The sequence below is a fragment of the Micromonospora tarensis genome, from assembly GCF_016803395.1.
Taxonomy (GTDB): domain Bacteria; phylum Actinomycetota; class Actinomycetes; order Mycobacteriales; family Micromonosporaceae; genus Micromonospora; species Micromonospora tarensis.
Genome location: NZ_JAEVHL010000154.1, coordinates 1 through 15,827 on the forward strand (window position 1 = coordinate 1; position 15,827 = coordinate 15,827).

Annotated in this window: 16 protein-coding genes and 1 pseudogene; 13 read left to right on the forward strand and 4 right to left on the reverse strand. The window is 72.7% G+C overall.

Annotation, left to right across the window (positions count from 1 at the left end):
- A pseudogene (locus JM949_RS24210) lies at nt 1–247 on the forward strand (hypothetical protein); the annotation flags it as partial.
- A gap of 110 nt (nt 248–357) precedes the next feature.
- Here JM949_RS24210 and JM949_RS24215 read toward each other — a convergent pair.
- The 3 genes from JM949_RS24215 to JM949_RS24225 form a co-directional block, all read right to left on the reverse strand.
- Nucleotides 358–1,395 carry a hypothetical protein gene (locus tag JM949_RS24215; protein WP_203150606.1) on the reverse strand — a complete coding sequence of 346 codons (1,038 nt, stop codon included), beginning with the start codon at nt 1,393–1,395 and terminating at the stop codon, nt 358–360.
- Nucleotides 1,395–1,664, reverse strand: coding sequence for a hypothetical protein (locus JM949_RS24220; protein ID WP_203150607.1), 270 nt, complete (start codon nt 1,662–1,664; stop codon nt 1,395–1,397). The genes JM949_RS24215 and JM949_RS24220 overlap by 1 nt, the downstream gene beginning before the upstream one ends.
- Nucleotides 1,665–2,155: 491 nt before the next feature.
- The gene (locus JM949_RS24225; protein ID WP_203150608.1) at nt 2,156–3,175 is read right to left on the reverse strand and encodes an aldo/keto reductase; all 1,020 of its coding nucleotides are present in this window, start codon (nt 3,173–3,175) and stop codon (nt 2,156–2,158) included.
- A 150-nt stretch (nt 3,176–3,325) separates the two neighbouring features.
- Between JM949_RS24225 and JM949_RS24230 the strand changes: the two genes are divergently transcribed.
- The 12 genes from JM949_RS24230 to JM949_RS24285 all read left to right on the forward strand — a co-directional run bounded on the left by JM949_RS24230 (nt 3,326) and on the right by JM949_RS24285 (nt 13,534).
- Nucleotides 3,326–3,919: a TetR/AcrR family transcriptional regulator gene (locus tag JM949_RS24230; protein WP_309232304.1), complete on the forward strand. Its 594-nt coding sequence runs from the start codon at nt 3,326–3,328 to the stop codon at nt 3,917–3,919.
- A gap of 10 nt (nt 3,920–3,929) precedes the next feature.
- Nucleotides 3,930–4,391, forward strand: a complete 462-nt coding sequence (locus tag JM949_RS24235) for a GNAT family N-acetyltransferase (RefSeq protein ID WP_203150610.1) — start codon at nt 3,930–3,932, stop codon at nt 4,389–4,391.
- A 33-nt stretch (nt 4,392–4,424) separates the two neighbouring features.
- On the forward strand, nt 4,425–4,883 hold the full coding sequence (locus JM949_RS24240) for a hypothetical protein (RefSeq protein WP_203150611.1): 459 nt from the start codon (nt 4,425–4,427) through the stop codon (nt 4,881–4,883).
- Between the two features lie 76 nt (nt 4,884–4,959).
- Complete coding sequence (locus JM949_RS24245; RefSeq protein WP_203150612.1) at nt 4,960–6,180, forward strand: MFS transporter; 1,221 nt, start codon at nt 4,960–4,962, stop codon at nt 6,178–6,180.
- Entirely contained in the window at nt 6,146–7,087 is a 942-nt protein-coding gene (sigJ, locus tag JM949_RS24250) for an RNA polymerase sigma factor SigJ (protein ID WP_203150613.1), read from the forward strand. The genes JM949_RS24245 and sigJ overlap by 35 nt, the downstream gene beginning before the upstream one ends.
- Before the next feature lie 82 nt (nt 7,088–7,169).
- Nucleotides 7,170–8,357, forward strand: coding sequence for an NAD(P)/FAD-dependent oxidoreductase (locus tag JM949_RS24255; RefSeq protein ID WP_203150614.1), 1,188 nt, complete (start codon nt 7,170–7,172; stop codon nt 8,355–8,357).
- A gap of 338 nt (nt 8,358–8,695) precedes the next feature.
- Entirely contained in the window at nt 8,696–9,247 is a 552-nt protein-coding gene (locus tag JM949_RS24260) for an RNA polymerase sigma factor (protein WP_203150615.1), read from the forward strand.
- Nucleotides 9,244–10,050 (forward strand): anti-sigma factor, encoded by an 807-nt coding sequence (locus JM949_RS24265; protein ID WP_203150616.1) that lies wholly within the window; start codon nt 9,244–9,246, stop codon nt 10,048–10,050. Before JM949_RS24260 ends, JM949_RS24265 begins: the two co-directional genes overlap by 4 nt.
- An 11-nt stretch (nt 10,051–10,061) precedes the next feature.
- Nucleotides 10,062–10,862 carry an ATP-binding cassette domain-containing protein gene (locus JM949_RS24270; protein WP_203150617.1) on the forward strand — a complete coding sequence of 267 codons (801 nt, stop codon included), beginning with the start codon at nt 10,062–10,064 and terminating at the stop codon, nt 10,860–10,862.
- The gene (locus tag JM949_RS24275) at nt 10,859–12,181 is read left to right on the forward strand and encodes a hypothetical protein (protein WP_203150618.1); all 1,323 of its coding nucleotides are present in this window, start codon (nt 10,859–10,861) and stop codon (nt 12,179–12,181) included. Before JM949_RS24270 ends, JM949_RS24275 begins: the two co-directional genes overlap by 4 nt.
- Nucleotides 12,178–12,528 carry a hypothetical protein gene (locus JM949_RS37665; protein WP_238433791.1) on the forward strand — a complete coding sequence of 117 codons (351 nt, stop codon included), beginning with the start codon at nt 12,178–12,180 and terminating at the stop codon, nt 12,526–12,528. The genes JM949_RS24275 and JM949_RS37665 overlap by 4 nt, the downstream gene beginning before the upstream one ends.
- 289 nt (nt 12,529–12,817) lie before the next feature.
- A complete protein-coding gene (locus JM949_RS24285) occupies nt 12,818–13,534 on the forward strand; it encodes a hypothetical protein (RefSeq protein WP_203150619.1) in 717 nt (238 codons plus the stop codon).
- Here the strand turns inward: JM949_RS24285 and JM949_RS24290 are convergent.
- A partial coding sequence (locus JM949_RS24290) for a WD40 repeat domain-containing protein (RefSeq protein WP_238433792.1) occupies nt 13,524–15,827 on the reverse strand: 2,304 nt, incomplete at its 5' end. The genes JM949_RS24285 and JM949_RS24290 overlap by 11 nt on opposite strands.

Genomic DNA, 15,827 nt, shown 5'->3' on the forward strand with positions numbered 1-15,827 from the left:
CGGCACCCCGGGCCGCCGCCCGCGCGCGCAGGCGCCGGGGCACACGTCGATCGTGACCCGGCACCTGGACGGCTCGGTGGAGGTGGTCACCGACCTCGACGGCGACGGCGTCGCCGACATCGTCCAGATCGACGTGGACGGTGACGGGATTCCGGACATCACCTATGTGGACAGTGATCGGGACGGGCGGTTGGACACCGTGCTGGGCGACCCGGACGCGGTCGGGACGGGCGCACACCGCGCCTGACCGGCGTCGCCCCCCTGGCGCGGTGGCCGGGACGGGTCAGCGCTTCGCCAGCACCCTGCTGGCGACCAACTCCAGGTGCGGCTCCGGCAGCCCGGAGCCGCCGGGACCGCTCAGACGTACGGCCGGGTGGCGTACGCGGCGCGGAGCGCGGCCAGTCCGGTCGCCTTCGGCGTCAGGGTGCCCCACCCGGAGTTGAAGTAGTTGGTGCGCGCGATTCGTGGCCCCCGCTCGGCGTTGAGCTGGGCGATCGCCGCCGGCACGGTGGCGATCCAGGCTGCCTGGTTCGGGATCTCGGCCGACCTGACCCCCCACTCGGCGATGATCACGGGCCGGGACAGCGCCACCGGCCCGAGATCCGCCACCGCCCAGTCCTTGGTGCGCCGGAACCGGGCCAACGCGGTGTGGCTGGCGTTGGTGCCGTACGCGTTCCACTGCAAGAAGTCGAGTCGTGCCATCAGCGACTCCGGGTGGGTGCGTTGGAAGCAGGCCCGGTCGAAGCCGGCCAGTCCCACCGAGAAGGTGGTGTTGGCCGGCAGCGACCGCGCCTTGAACCAGGTGAGGATGTAGTTGACCGCCTGCACCGCCCGCGCGTCCGACTCGGCCCAGGTGTAGGTCTTGCCGTCCTCGGTGGTGCCGAACTCGTGGTCGGTGTCGAATTCGGAGGCGAGCTGGATGTTCACCCCGAAGCCGAGCGTCCGGTACTGCGACAGGGCGCGGGCGAACAACCCGTCGCACTGCCCGCTGAGCACCTGGCCGTACCCGTACGCCCTGGGGAAGGTGGTGCCGGGTCGCTGCTGGATGGTCATCGCCGGCGCCGGCACGGTGTAGCTGGTGCCGTCCACCGTGAAGCTCTGCGGCCCGTGGTTCGGGGAGCCGTAGTGCTTCAACTCCAGGACCATGTTCATCTGCACCCCGGCCTTGCCCAGGCTGACCAGCCAGGGCCGGTTGTACCCGGGGAAGATGTAGCCGTCGGCGAAGCTGCGGTACTGGGTGAGCGACCGGAAGTTGCCGCCGGCCATGTCGGCGGTCGGGTCGGCGCCGCCGGACAGGTAGTAGCCGCCGAGCACCGGTTGGCTCAGGTTGTAGTCGGCGGCGGCCGTCGCGGTGTTCCCGGCGGCGTCGCGGACCTGGACGGTGACCCGGGGCATCACGCCACCGACCGGTACACGGCCACGGAGCCGTTGTCGGAGACCCGGGTCCAGGTACGCCCGGAGCTGTCGGTGACGGTCACGGTGAGCGGGTCGATGACCGCGGTGACCTTGACCGGCGCGCTGCTGTTGCCCTGCGCGTCGGTGACCACGACGGTGACGGTCAGCGGCTTGGTGTCGGCGTCCGAGTAGGTGACGGTCAGCAGCATCTGGTCACCCGGCGCGAAGACGGATGCGTTCAGGGCTGCGGTTGCGGTGGGAGCGGCCATGTCGGGCCCTTTCTGGCTCGGTCGCCAGGCCTCGGCGCGCGGTTGAGCGACGCCGGACCGGCGAGGTCCACAGTGCGAAAGGCCGGCGGGGCACGGGGACGGCAGGAACGGCCGGTGGATGACGTCGCCTGACTGCCGACGGTGCTGACGTCCTTGTCCCGGTGGGCGGAGGCACCGCTGCGGGCGCCCGCAGGGGTGTCGGTGGCAGCCACGGCCCGTCGTGCCCGCGATCGACACGGCTGCTGTGCCGTGACCACCACGGCCTTGAGGCCGGGCTGGGTGAGGGCGGCACCGGTGCGGACGATGTTGTCCCCGCCGGGCCGGAGGATCGGGATGTGGCCCGCCACCCGTCTACCTCCACCTGCCCCAAGGGTGCTCTACCAGGGGCTTTACCGTCTTGTCCGGTTTGCGACAAGGCCCGGCGCGGCACCTGCCGCGCCGATCATCACTCGCCGGCAACCCGCCTCCGACGCACAGCGGTGGACAGCCGCTCAGCGACGTCGCAGCGCCGGGTCGAGGAGAGCGGGCGGGGTGTCGAACTTCTCGTGCGCGGCGAGGTCGACACCGGGTGCGACGATCGCGTCGATCGCGTCGAGAACGTCGGCGGAGAGCACGGTGTCCGCGGCGGCGAGCTGGGCGTGCAGGTGGTCCAGGGTGCGCGGGCCGATGATCGCGCTGGTCACGGCCGGATGCGCGGTGACGAACCCGAGCGCGAGCTGGATCAGGGTGAGCCCGGCTTCGTCGGCGACCACGGCCAGCCGCTCGACGGCGTCGAGTCGGGCCTGGTTGGCCGGGATGCTGATGTCGAAGCGCTCGGGCAGGAGGGCCGACCGGCTGGTCGTGATCTGCCGACCGGCCCGGACCGCGCCGGACAGCCAGCCCGAGGCGAGCGGGCTCCAGGCGAGCACGCCGAGCCCGTACTGCTCGGTCACCGGCAGGACGTGCGCCTCGATCCCGCGTTGCAGGATGGAGTAGCTGGGCTGCTCGGTGACGTACCGGCTGAGGTGGTGCTCCCGCGCCGCCCATTCGGCCTGCACCAGCCGGTACGCGGGGAAGGTCGACGCGCCGAAGTAGCGGATCTTGCCCGCCCGTTGCAGGTCGGTGAGCGCCGACAGGGTCTCCTCGTCGCTGGTGGTGGGGTCCCACCGATGGATCTGGTACAGATCGACATGGTCGACGCCGAGGCGGCGCAGGCTGTTGTCCAGCTCGGTGACCAGCCAGCGGCGCGAGCCGCCCCGGTGGTTGCGCTGGTCGCCCATGGGCATGCCGGCCTTCGTGGCCAGCACGATGTCGTCGCGTCGGCCGGCGATCGCCCTGCCCACCATCTCCTCCGACTCGCCCTGGCTGTACATGTCGGCGGTGTCGATCAGATTGATCCCGGCCTCGAGCGCGGCGTCGACGATCGCCGTCGCCTCGTCCTGGGTGGTACGTCCGAGTTTGCCGAAGTTCATCGCTCCGAGCACCAACGTGCTCACCTGCACGCCGGTGCGACCCAAGCTGCGGTATTGCATGACTGTCCCTCCCCGGAACTAAAGGTTGACTTGGTTCCGACCACCTGCTCTGGCACACTCGGCAAGTGGAACCGTGTTCCGCTAAGCACGATACGGAACAGTGTTCCGTTTGCCAAGTCGGGTGATGGAGGTAACGGCGCGGTGGCCGACATCGACAGCGGGTCAGCACGACGGACCCCACGGAAGCGGGCTGACGCACGGCGCAACGAAGCGACACTCCTGGACGCCGCCGCCGCGGCCTTCGTCAGCTCCGGCGTGGACGCGCCGGTGCGGGACATCGCCGCCCGGGCGGGTGTCGGTGTCGGCACCATCTACCGGCACTTCCCGACCCGGGCCGACCTCGTCGTCGCCGTCTACCGGCATCAGGTCGAGGCGTGCGCCGAGGCCGGCCCGACCCTGCTGGCCAACGGCGGCGCCCCGTACGTCGCCCTCGCCCAGTGGATCGATCTGTTCGTCGATTTCCTGGTCACGAAGCACGGCCTCGCCGAGGCGTTGCAGTCCGACGACGCGACCTTCGAGACACTGCACGCCTACTTCCTGGACCGCCTGGTGCCGGTGTGCGCCCAGTTGCTGGACGCCGCCGCCACGGCGGGCGAGATCCGGCCCGACGTGACCGCCTTCGAGGTGCTGCGCGGCGTCGGCAACCTCTGCATCGGTGCCGGCGATCCCCGTTACGACGCGCGTCGCCTGGTCGAGCTGCTCATCGCCGGGCTGGGCCAACCGCGGACCGCCGGGCCGCGATAGCTTTCCGATCATGGCGGAGTGGAGCATCAGGCCGGCGTCGACGGCGGACGTGGCGGCTGTGGCCGAGTTACGGGCGGAGGTGCTGCGGGCCGATCTGGAACGCCTCGGGCGCTACGACGGGCAGCGGGTCCGGCAGCGCCTGCGGGACGGCTTCGCTCCGGCGTACACCTGGGTCGTCGAGGTGGGTGGGGTGTTCGCCGGCTGCGTGGCGCTCCGGCCGGGCACGGACGCGCACTGGCTGGAGCACTTCTACCTGGCCCCGCAGCTACAGGGCAGTGGCATCGGCACGGCAGTGCTGCGCACGTTGCTGGACCGGTGCGACCGCGACGGCACCCCGGTCCGGCTGAACGTGTTGCAGGGCAGCCCGGCCCGACGGTTGTACGAGCGGCACGGTTTCACGCTGGAGACCGAGGACCCGGTCGACGTGTTCATGGTCCGCGCGCCCAGCGACGAGCCCAAGGTGTCAATGTAGCGTTGACACGTGGCGTCGGAGGAGTTGGACCGATTGGCTGAGGTTCGGGTCACCCGTGCCCGGCTGGACGAGCAGGAGCTGGAACTCATCGACCGGGCGCGGCACGCGGGCGCGACCTGGGCTCAGGTCGCGACGGCACTCGGCCTCGGCAGTCGGCAGGCCGCGGAGCAACGACGGCAACGCCTGGTGGCGGCGCGGTGGTCGCGGCGGCAGCAGCTCGACCTCCGCCTCTCACCGCAGATCGTGGCGCTGCGCGACGCCGTGGCCGACCTCGGGCGGTGGATCGCCGCCGATCGCCGCTGGGACACCCGGTTCGCCCGGGCGGCGCTCGTCCGGAGCACGGTGCAGGCCGCCCTGGACGCCGCGCCGGGCTCGCTGTACGCGCTGGCACTGCACCTCGCCACGGATCTCGCCGGAGCTGGCGGGCCGCTGCCGGCACCGGTCCGGACGGCTGCGGCGAAGATCGATGCCGGCCTGTCAACCAATCGTTGACAGGTTCGCAGTGCATTGCCTGTATCGGACTCAGGACTGAGGATGTGAGTCACCCCGACTCACCTCCGGAGGGTTCATGCGACGCAATGCCGCACTGTTCGTGGCGATCTCCGTGCTGTCCGGCTTCGGCAGCAGCGCCATGTCCCTGGTAGCCGGCATCTGGATCCTCGACCTCACCGACTCCACCGGTCTCGCGGCCCTCGCCGGGCTCTGCGTGTACGCGCCGGTGCTCGTCGGCCCGTGGCTGGGCGGCCTGCTCGACCGGGCGCCCCGGCGACCCCTGGTGATCGCCGTCAACCTGCTGCTGGCCGCCGCCCTGCTGGCGCTCCTCGCGGTCCGGGGGCCGGCGCAGACCTGGCTCATCTTCGCCGTCTCGGCTGCCTACGGCATCAGCTACGTGCTGATCGACGCCGGCGAGACGGCGCTGCTGCCGTCCGCGTTGGCACCGACGCAACTCGGCACCGTGAACGGGTGGCGCTCCAGCGCGCAGGAGGGCATGAAGCTCGTCGCCCCCCTGGCCGGTGCCGGCCTCTACGCCTGGCGCGGCGGCCACGCGGTCGTCGTCCTCAGCGCGGTCATGCCGGTCCTGGTCGCCATCCTGTACGCGGTGCTCCGCCTGCGCCGGACACCTCCCGCCCAGCCCGAACGGGGCGACGGCGACCTGCGTACCGGACTCGCCGTCCTGTTCGGACAGCGGGCGACGCGACTGCCGGTCGTGCTGGCCGCCGTGTCGATCGCCATGTCCGGCTTCACCACAGCGGCGGTCTACGCGATCGTCGTCACGGAGTTGCAGCTGCCGACGACCTTCCTCGGCGTGCTGGCCAGCGCGCAGGGCGCCGGTTCCATCGTCGGTGGGCTGATCGTCGGCCGACTCCTCGCCCGACACGGTCCCGTCGCGGTCGGCGTCGCCGGGACGGTGCTGTTCGCGCTCGGTTGCCTGGCGCGCTGCCTGCCGTGGTGGCCGGTCACGGTGGTCGGCGCGCTGGTCGCCGGGGTCGGCCTGCCCTGGACCCTGGTCGCGGCCGTCACCGCCGTGCAGACACACACCCCGTCGGCGTTGCTGGGCCGGGTCTCCGCCACGGCCAACACCGCGATGTTCGGACCGCTCGTCCCGGCGATCCCCCTCGGCTCCCTGGCCGTCCACCTCGGCGCCCGACCACCGCTGGTCGCCGCCGTGGCGATCTGCCTCACCGCCGCAGCCGCAGCCATTTCGCGGCCACGGTCCCGCGACCGGACGGGACGCGGGTGGATAACCTGTGGTCATGCCGCTCAGTCCGGACGAGGTCGAGCTGTTTGAGCGCTCCAGGGCTCGCCTGGAGGCGATCGCCTATCGACTGCTGGGCTCGGCCAGCGATGCCGAGGACGCCGTCCAGGACACCTTCCTCCGCTGGCAGGCGGCCGACCGGAAACACGTCGAGACGCCCGAGGCGTGGCTGACGAAGGTGCTCACCAACGTGTGCCTCAACCAGCTCACCTCGGCCCGGGCCCGGCGCGAGACCTACGTGGGCAGTTGGCTGCCCGAACCGGTCCTGGCCGGCGACCGGATGCTCGGCCCGCTCGACACCGCCGAGCAGCGCGAGTCGGTATCGATGGCGGTGCTCGCCCTGCTGGAGCGGCTGTCGCCGACCGAGCGCGCGGTGTACGTGCTGCGCGAGGCCTTCGGCTACTCGCACGGCGAGATCGCCGGAATCCTCGGCATCACCGAGTCGAACTGCCAGCAGACCTACCGGCGCGCCAAGCAGCACGTGGTCGCCGAGCGGGCCCGCACGGAGGTCGACCTGGCCGCCGCCCGCAAGATCGTCGCGGCGTTCCTCACGGCGGCCAACAACGGCGAGATCCAGCGGCTGGTCGAGTTGCTGACCGACGACGTGACGAGCACCGCCGACGGCGGGGGCACGGTCCCGGCCCGGTCCAGGATCAGCGGCGCGCTGGCGGTGGCGAAGTTCCTGCGTGGTTTGTTCAAGCCCACCGACGTCAAGCGAGACCTGGTTGGCGGCAGTCCCGCCGTGCACATCACCACCGCGAACGGCGGTCCGGCGGTAATCGTCGTGATCGGAGACCGGATCGTCGGCGTCATGGCCCTGGCGGTGACGCCCGACGGTGTCGCGGCCATGCACACCCAGGTCAACCCCGACAAGCTGGTCCGCGCCAGTCGTCAGTGGTCCGCGACCGAGCACGGGGAACCCCTCTTCCACGCCTGGTGACCCAGCTCATAGCCCGCTCCTGTCAGGAATCACGTCGCCGCCCGGTTCAGGAGGCGACCACCGCCGAGACAGGAGCGCCGCCATGAGACACCGCATCGTCGTCCTCGGAGCCGGCTACACCGGAGCCATCGCCGCAGGGCGCCTCGCCAAGCGGCTACACCCCGACGACACCGAGATCACCGTCGTCAACGCGGACGCCGACTTCGTCGAGCGGGTCCGCATGCACCAACTCGCCACCGGGCAGGAGCTGCGACGCCGTTCGCTGAGCGAGGTCTACGCGGGCACCGGCGTCAAGCTTCGACTGGCCCGGGTCACCGCCGTCGACGCCGACCGCAAGACCGTGGCGCTCCTCGACGACCAGGGTGCCGCCGAGATCGGGTACGACACGCTGGTCTACGCCCTCGGCAGCACCGCCGCGGACCACGGCGTCCCCGGCGTCGCGGAGCACGCGTACGACATCGCCGGCAGGCCGTCGGCGCTGCGGCTACGCGACCGCCTCGCCCAGCTCACCGCCGGCGCGACGGTGCTCGTCGTCGGCGGCGGGCTCACCGGCCTGGAGGCGGTCACCGAGATCGCGGAGGCGCGGCCCGACCTCGACGTCGCGCTCGCCGCCCGGGGTGGTCTCGGCGACTGGCTCAACGACAGGGCACAGCGGCACCTGCGCGGCGTCTGCGACCGACTCGGCATCACCGTCCACGAGCACACCGACGTCGCGCGGGTGGCGGCGACCGGCGTGGTCACCGGCGACGGTCGGGTGATTCCAGCCCAGGTGACCGTCTGGACGACCGGCTTCGCCGTCCACCCCATCGCCGCCGCCACCACCCTGACGGTCGCGGACACCGGGCAGATCGTCGTCGACGACACCATGCGGTCGGTCTCGCACCCCGACGTGTACGCCGTCGGCGACGCCGGTCTCGCCGCCGGCCCGGCCGGCAAGCCGCTGCGGATGTCCTGCGCCTCGGGCACCCCGATGGCCTGGCAGGCCGCCGACGCCATCGCCGCGCGCCTCACCGGCCAGACGAAGATCCCCAAGGCTCCGCTGCGCTACTTCAACCAGTGCGTCAGCCTCGGCCGCCGCGACGGCATCATCCAGTACGTGACCGCCGACGACCTGGCCAGGCCGGCGCTCCTCACCGGGAAGCTGGCCGCCCGCTACAAGGAAGTCGTCTGCAGGGGCGCGGCCTGGAGCATCGCCCACCCGGTGCTGTACCCGGTCCGCCGTCGCCGGACGAGCACGACCCGCTCGGAGGTGCTCACCGCCGCGTCGTGAGAGGCGGCGCACAGGTCGGGCGGGCCGGTTCCCCGAAAGACCGACCCGCCCGCTCCCGCCCCCCGTTTCCCGCGCCCACGCCGTCGACGACGCCGCGGAACGGCGTCGCAGCACCGGTCAGCCGGCGTGGTCCCTGAGCGGAACTCAGCGTATGAGCGTCGGATCGGCGGCCGCTATCATCGACGGCTGTCCCGAACACGCACGGGAGTGTCCTGGCTGCTCAGGTGCCTGTTCGGTCTTGTTCGAGCCACCCCACGTCGACCCGCCCGATCATTGCCTGTGACGGCGATCACATCGGAGCGAGACCCGATCGTGCGGAGGGCATCGTCTTACCCGGTGTGAGACGACGACTGGACGCCGCCGACGAGCAGGAACTGGTGCGCCGCGTGGCCCGCGGTGACCGGCGGGCCTTCGACGAGCTGTACCGGCGTACCGCCCCCTGGCTGGAGGTGCGACTGCGCCGACGGTGCGCCGACCCGGACGTGGTCGCGGACGTGCTCCAGGAGACCTACCTGGCGGTCTGGCGGGCCGCCGGCAGCTTCGCCGGTGACCACGTCAAGGGCAGCGCGGTGGGCTGGTTGTGGACCATCGCCGCGCACCGCCTGGTCGACGCGTTCCGACGCCGCTCCCGGCAGGCCCAGCTGCCGAAGGTGCACCCCACCGACACGGTCGTGCCCGCCGCCGAGGACGAGGTGCTGGCCGGTCGGGTCGGGCAGGAGCTGGAACAGGCTCTGGCCGTCCTGCCGCCCGAGGTTCGCGAGGCGCTGCGCGCCACCGTCCTCGACGGCTTCTCCATCCGCGAGACGTCCGTGCTGCTGGGCGTACCCGAGAACACCGTCAAGTCCCGGGTCCGCCGCGCCCGGATCGCCCTGCGGGAGGCCCTGTCATGACCACGCACCCCACCCCGAGCGAGATCGACCGCTACGCCGACGGTGACCCCGGCCTGGACGAGGTAACCGTCTGGTCGGTCGAGATGCACCTGGAAAACTGCGCCGACTGCCGCGCTCGCCTGGCCGGGAGCACCACCGCCGAGTCGCGCGCCCTGGTCGCCGAGGTGGCGGCGGCCGTCGACCGTGAGATCGCCGCCGACCCCGGCCCGACCCGCAGAGCTTTCTCCGGTACGCGGGTGCGGCAACGCTGGTTCGTGGGAGCGCCGCTGCCCTGGCTCGCGATGACCGCCGCCGTGCTCGGCACCGCCGCCCTGCTCACCCGATTCCTGCCCGAGATGCCCTCGCTCGTGCTGCTGCTCGCGCCGCTGGCACCGCTGCCCGGGGTCGCCGCCGCCTGGAGCAGACGCGCCGACCCGGCCTGGGAGCTGATCGCCGGCACCCCGTCGACAGGTCTGACGATGCTGCTGCGACGTACCGCCGTGGTGCTGGTCCTCGTCATCCCGGTGCTCGCGGTGGTCGCCGCCGTCGGCGCGAGCCGGACGAACCCGGCGCTGGTGCTGCTGCCGTGCCTGGCCTTCACCGCCGCGACGCTGCTGCTCGGCTCCCTCGTCGGCGTCCACCGCGCCGCGCTCGGGCTGATGGCGGCCTGGGCCGCCGCCGTGGTCGCCCCCAGCCTCGCCGCCGCCGAACTGCCCACGCTGCTCAGGCCAGCCGCCACCGGCGGGTGGGCGCTCGTCACGGCCGTGCTGGCCGCCCTGACCCTGCTCCGCGCCGAAAGTTTCCGGCGCCTCACCACGTACTGAGAGGATCCGCCATGCGAGCGGTGAGCACTGCCGAGACGGCCACCACCACCCACCCCTGGGCCGTCCAGGCCGAGGCGCTGAAGGTACGCGCCGGCCGGCACCTGGCCGTCGACGGGCTCGACCTGCGCCTGGCTACCGGCGTGCACGGCCTGCTGGGGCCCAACGGCGCGGGCAAGACCACGCTGATGCGTGCCCTCGCGACGGTGCTCAAGCCCGCCGGCGGCCGGCTGACAGTGCTCGGCCGCCCGGTCGACGGCCGGGCCGACCTGCGTCCGGCCCGACGCGCACTGGGCTACCTGCCGCAGCACTTCGGCTACTACCCCCGGTTCACTGTGCGTGAGTTCGTGACGTACATGGCCTGGTTGAAGGAGATGCCGAAGGTCGCCATCCCGGCGGCCACCCAGCGGGCGATCGACCGGGTCGGGCTCAGCGCCAAGGCCGACGCCCGGCTCCGGACGCTCTCCGGTGGCATGCTGCGCCGGGCCGGTGTGGCCCAGGCCATCGTGAACGACCCGCAGCTGCTGCTGATGGACGAGCCCACCGTCGGCCTCGATCCCGAGCAGCGCCTCGACCTGCGCGAGCTGCTGCGAGACCTGGGCACGGACGCCTGCGTGCTGGTCTCCACCCACCTGGTGGAGGACGTGGTCGCCGCCTGCACCGAGGTGGTGCTGGTCAACGAGGGCCGGCTGGTGTGGCAGGGCGCGCCCGCCGCGCTGGCCGCGCACGGCGACGACGGCCACGCGGGCGACAGCCCCGCCGAACGCGGCTATTCGGCCCTGCTCCGCCGGCACCGCGCGGCGGCCGCCCGATGAGCGTCCTCGGGATCGAACTGCGCCGCTCCGCCGCGCCCGGCGCCGCGCTGCTCGCGCTGGTGGTTGGCGTCGCCGCTCTCTACCTCGCCCCCGGACGCTGGTCGCAGGGCTGGATGGCCCTGGTGCTGACCACGAAGGAGTACACCCTCCTGCTGTGGCCGCTCGCCCTGTCCGCCGGGGCCTGGCAGGGCCGCCGCGAGCACCGGGCCAAGGTCGGTGAACTGTTCGACAGCACCCCCCGGTCCGGTGCCCGCCGGATGCTGCCGGTCCTCGTCGCGATGGGGGCGATGGTCGGGCTCGCCTACCTGCTCGTGGTCGTCGCGGGTGGCGCGCGGATCGCCTCTACCGCTGCCTACTTCCCACCGGACGTCGTGCTCATCGTGCTGGTCGGCGCGCTCTCCCTGGCCGCGGCGACCTGGCTCGGCCTGGGCGTCGGACGGCTGCTGCCCGCCCTGGTGACCGCTCCCGCGCTCGCCGTGTCCGGCGTGCTGCTGGTCTTCTTCACCGCGATCATGCGCCCGGACTGGCTGGGCGCGGTGCTGTCCCCGGTCTACGGAAGTAGCCAGTTCTACCCGTTCCAGACCATCGATGCTCGGGTCAGCGGCGCGCTCGCGATCTGGATGGGCGGTCTCGCTATGACCGGTGTGGTGCTGCTGGTCAGCCGAAGCCCTCGGACCCGGCTGGTCGCCGTGCTGCCGGCGCTGCTCGGCCTCGGCACCGCGACCGCGATCGTCCCCCGCGACCAGGCCGCGCTCATCGCGCCGATCGACCCGGTGGCCCGCGCGCTCGTCTGCACCGACGACGCGCCGAGGGTCTGCGTCACCCGGGTCAACGCGAACGTGCTGGACACGCTGACCCCGCTCGCCCGTGAGGGGCTGGCCGTCCTCTCGAAGCTGCCGGGCACGCCGACGCAGGTGCACGAGGACCGACGGTTTTACGCCGCCGCCGGGGACCTGCCCCTTCGCGACGACGACATCCTCACCGTCACCGTACGGATCGACGACCACGGCGGCCTTGCCCACCCGGCCGCCGTGCTGCCCGAGATCGTGCTCAGCCTGGGTGTCGACAGCACCGGGGAGTGCCCACGCGACGGTGTCGTCGAACGGGCCGCCGCCTACTACCTGCTCGGCCGCGAGCCGGTCTCGGACGTCGGCGTGATCCCGGGCATGGTCTCGGAGGATCCCGAAGTCAACGCCGAGGCGGTCGCGCTCTGGCGGGGCCTGCGGAAACTGCCTCCAGCGGAGGCGACGTCCCGGGTCGCGGCGGTACGCGCGGCGATCGTGGCCTGCCGGGACACCGCCGGGCTGCTGTCGCGATGACCCTCTACCTGCGCGCGCGGCGCGTACCCCTGGCCCTGGCCGCCTCGGTCGGCGCCGCGACAGTGGTCTGGGTCCTTTGGCTGGCCTTCTCCACCGACAGTGACCTCAGCACGCTTGTCGTCGTGCTGACGGTCGTGCTCATGGTGGCGACGCTGTCGACCACGCTGGTCGCCCCCGACGAGGAGCTGGAACGCACGGCGTCGCTGCGGTGGCCCTGGCGGCGGGCGGTGCACCTGCTGGCCGCGCTGGTGGTCGTCCTCGTCGTGCTGCTCGCCACGCTGCCCACCGGCGCCCGTTTCGGCCCGGCGGCGCTGGTGCTACGCGACGCGCCGGGCTGCTGGGCCTGACCGCCCTGTGCGCGAGCGTCGTCGGCGCGGCCCGCGCCTGGTTCCTCCCGCTGGGCTGGACCGCCGTCGCCGCCCTGTTCCCCCAGCCGGACACCTGGGCCGCGCTCGCCACCTGGCAGGGCCAGCCGCACGCCAGCCGACCGGCGGCGGCGGTCGCGGCCGTCCTGACGGTCACCGGCCTGCTGACGTACGCCGTGCTCGGAGCCGCCCGACGTGACTGACGAGCGTCGATGCCGCGCCGATCCCTGTGCGAGACTGACCCGGTCGAGCCCAGAGTGGACGGTGGATGATGACGGCCGGTTCGGAACCATCGGCGCTGATCGAGGCGGTCGTGCGGGTCCTGAGGGACCTGGCGATACACCCGCTGGGGCTGGAGATCGACGAGGGCGGGGCGCGGGTCCTGGCCGCCATGCAGGCCCGTGCGCTGCGCCGACGCAGTCGGGGCCCGTACACCGAGGACAACCTGCCGCCCGAGGCCACCGAGATGATCGAGTGGCTCGGTCTGCGGCTCTCCGTCCGCCCCGAGCCGGTCGAGGTGACCATCGAGGGCAGCGGTCCCTGGCCCCGCCTGCTGGTGGAGCTGCCCGCGAGGCGGGTGACGGTGCGCTACGTGGTGCCGGAGGACGCCCCACCCGGCTACCAACCGGAGCCGAACAACGTCACCCTGGCCGGCGACGTCAAGATCGCCTTGGAATACCTCGCCAACTCGCTGCGCGCCGTGGGCGGGCGGCTGCGTGGCGAGCCGCCGATCACCCTCACCCTGAGCTACCCGGACGACCCGGACTACGAGCGCAACGTCGCGCACGTGCCTGCGGAGTTCCGACATCTCATCGCACCGGTCGTGGCCGACATCGCGGTGGACCGGAGTCGGTTCTCCGGCAAGCAGCGGGCCGCCCACGACAAGGCGTTGCGCGCGGCGGCGTACGACGACCAGGCGCTGAAGCCGACAACCGGCGGCGGGCTCACCACCCGGGTCGGCTCCGCACGGCTGAGCGTCAGCCCGTGACGTCGTAGTCCCAGTCCAGCTCCCACAGCCGGATCGCCGGTCGGTTGTCGACCGACACCAGGTTGCGGCCGTCCGCCGTGAACGCCACCGACGAGACGGGCTCCGGGTGACCGTCGCACTCGTGGACGCGTCGCCCGGTCCGCACATCCCAGATGCGCAGCACCCGGTCCCGGTCGGCGGTCACCACATACCGCCCGTCCGGGCTGACGTCGAACACGTCGGTGTCCGACGCGATGTCGCAGCGCACCCGGCCGGTAGCCGTCTCCCACACCGACGTCACCCGCCCGCGTTCCGCGCGCCGGGCCGAGACGACCCCGATCCGGCCGTCCCGGCTCACCGCGACGGCGTCGCCCCAGCTCTCCATCACGTACCGTTGCCGGCCGGTGAGCACGTCCCAGGCGGTCAGCTGTCCCATGCTGTTGACCAGCAGGTGCCGGCCGTCCGCTGTGAACCGCAGCGACATCTGACCGACTCCGACGGGGATGGTGAGCAGCGGGCTGCCGGTGCCGGTCCGCCACAGTCGGCAGGTCCGGTCCTCCACGCCGGCCGAGGCGGCGAAGCGACCATCGTCGCTCAGCCGCACCGAACCCACCGGCCCCTGGTGCGCCACCATCGTCCGGACCAGGTGGACCGAGCGCAGCCGCCACAGGCACAGCGCCCCGTCGGCGTCCCCGACGATCGCGTACTGGCCCGCGCTGTCCATGGCGGCCACCCGGACCGGGCCGTGATCGCCGTGCAGCTCGGCCCGCCTGCCCCCGGCCGGCAGATCCCACAGCTGCGCGGTGCCGCTCCAGTCCACGGTGAGGGCGAGCTGGGCGTCCGCGGCGAGCACGATGGTGTGCGGCTTACCCACCCGCTCGGCGAAGGTGTGCAGTTGTCGGCCGGTCTGTAGCTCCCACACCCGGATCCGGCCGTCGGCGCCACCCGTGACGGCCAGCTCGCCGTCGACGCTCAGCGCCGGCCCCATCCCCGGCACGAAGGTGAACGTGCCGCCGCGAAGCTCGTACCGCTGCCAGATGCCGAGCAGGTCGGACCGCTCCCCCGCCGTCCGACCCAGGTGCTCCCACCGCGCCCGCAGCTCCGGATGGCGCTCGAACCCGACGACCGCCCGGGCCGCCCGAAGCTCCTCGGCGGCCCGCGCCGGCATGCCCCGCTCCGCGAACTCCTCGGCGCGCCCGATCCGTTCCCGGACCTGCGCCTCGGTCGACAACAGCGTGCTCGCCGCCAGTGGCCGCTCGTAACTCCAGGGCGCCCGGAAACCCGGCCGCGGCAGCCGGTAGAGGTGCAGGCCGCCGTACTCGTCCCCGACGACTGTCACCCCGCCGTCCGCGCTGACCGCGACGCAGGTGTGCGGAAAGAGGTTCGACAACTCCACCGGCAGGCCGTCGTGGCCGGGAGCGATGGTACGCAGGCAACGGCCGGAGGCCGTCTCCCAGACCCGTACCGGTTTGTCGAGGCCGCCAGAGCCGACCGAGACCGCGGTGTCGCCGTCCCCGCTGAGTGCCACCAGGGCGTAACGGTTCACGTTGTTCGGCACCGGCTCCCGCACCCGGTTGGGTCGGGTCTCCCACACGTGCGCCAGGCCCGACTGGTGGCCGATCAGCAGCGCGTACCTGCCGGACGGGCTCAACGCCACCTGGTCGACGCCGGTCATCCGCATGTCCGCGGACTTGACCAGACGGTGCAGCCACCGGCCCGTGGCGACCTCCCAGACCACCACGCTGCCGTCCTCGGGCGCGGCCGACACCGCGACCTCGCCGTCCTCACTCACGCCCAGCACCCGGACGGGCGCGGGACTCTCGTGGATCTTCGGAAGGATCCGACCCGTCGCCGCGTCCACCTGCTGGTAGGTGTGCGGCGGGTGCTCAAGCCGGCGCCGCAGCCGCCCACGGTTCGCGTCCCACACCTCGATCCAGCCGTTCTCGTACCCGATCGCGGCGGTACCCGACCCGCTCAGCGCGACAGCGCTCACGGTCGAGCGCTGGCGGCCCAGGGCCCGCACGGCAACGCCCCGCTCCAGGTCCCACAGCTCGACGCGGCCCGCACGTCGGGCGACGACTGCGGTACGGCCATCCGGGGCGACCGCGAGGGCGGTGACCGCCGTGTCGCCCTTCTTCGTGGCCGTCACCTCCCGTTCGCAGCGGCCCTCGACCAGGGACCAGATCCGCAGGCACCCGTCCTCGCCGCCGCTGACCGCCAGCCGGCCGCCCTGCGCGACGGCGACAGCGGTCACCGCGCCGCGATGGCCGGGCAGGCGTCCCGGCTCCGGCTCCGTGCGGCGGCGGGCCAGGAC

Excerpts from the sequence above, each read along its gene's own strand:
- sigJ (WP_203150613.1), top strand. The coding sequence starts at position 6,146 with ATGCCGCTCAGTCCGGACGAGGTCGAGCTGTTTGAGCGCTCCAGGGCT.
- JM949_RS37665 (WP_238433791.1), top strand. The coding sequence starts at position 12,178 with ATGACCCTCTACCTGCGCGCGCGGCGCGTACCCCTGGCCCTGGCCGCC.
- JM949_RS24255 (WP_203150614.1), top strand. The coding sequence starts at position 7,170 with ATGAGACACCGCATCGTCGTCCTCGGAGCCGGCTACACCGGAGCCATC.
- JM949_RS24215 (WP_203150606.1), bottom strand. The coding sequence starts at position 1,395 with ATGCCCCGGGTCACCGTCCAGGTCCGCGACGCCGCCGGGAACACCGCG.
- JM949_RS24220 (WP_203150607.1), bottom strand. The coding sequence starts at position 1,664 with ATGGCCGCTCCCACCGCAACCGCAGCCCTGAACGCATCCGTCTTCGCG.
- JM949_RS24275 (WP_203150618.1), top strand. The coding sequence starts at position 10,859 with ATGAGCGTCCTCGGGATCGAACTGCGCCGCTCCGCCGCGCCCGGCGCC.
- JM949_RS24235 (WP_203150610.1), top strand. The coding sequence starts at position 3,930 with ATGGCGGAGTGGAGCATCAGGCCGGCGTCGACGGCGGACGTGGCGGCT.
- JM949_RS24245 (WP_203150612.1), top strand. The coding sequence starts at position 4,960 with ATGCGACGCAATGCCGCACTGTTCGTGGCGATCTCCGTGCTGTCCGGC.
- JM949_RS24285 (WP_203150619.1), top strand. The coding sequence starts at position 12,818 with ATGACGGCCGGTTCGGAACCATCGGCGCTGATCGAGGCGGTCGTGCGG.
- JM949_RS24265 (WP_203150616.1), top strand. The coding sequence starts at position 9,244 with ATGACCACGCACCCCACCCCGAGCGAGATCGACCGCTACGCCGACGGT.
- JM949_RS24225 (WP_203150608.1), bottom strand. The coding sequence starts at position 3,175 with ATGCAATACCGCAGCTTGGGTCGCACCGGCGTGCAGGTGAGCACGTTG.
- JM949_RS24270 (WP_203150617.1), top strand. The coding sequence starts at position 10,062 with ATGCGAGCGGTGAGCACTGCCGAGACGGCCACCACCACCCACCCCTGG.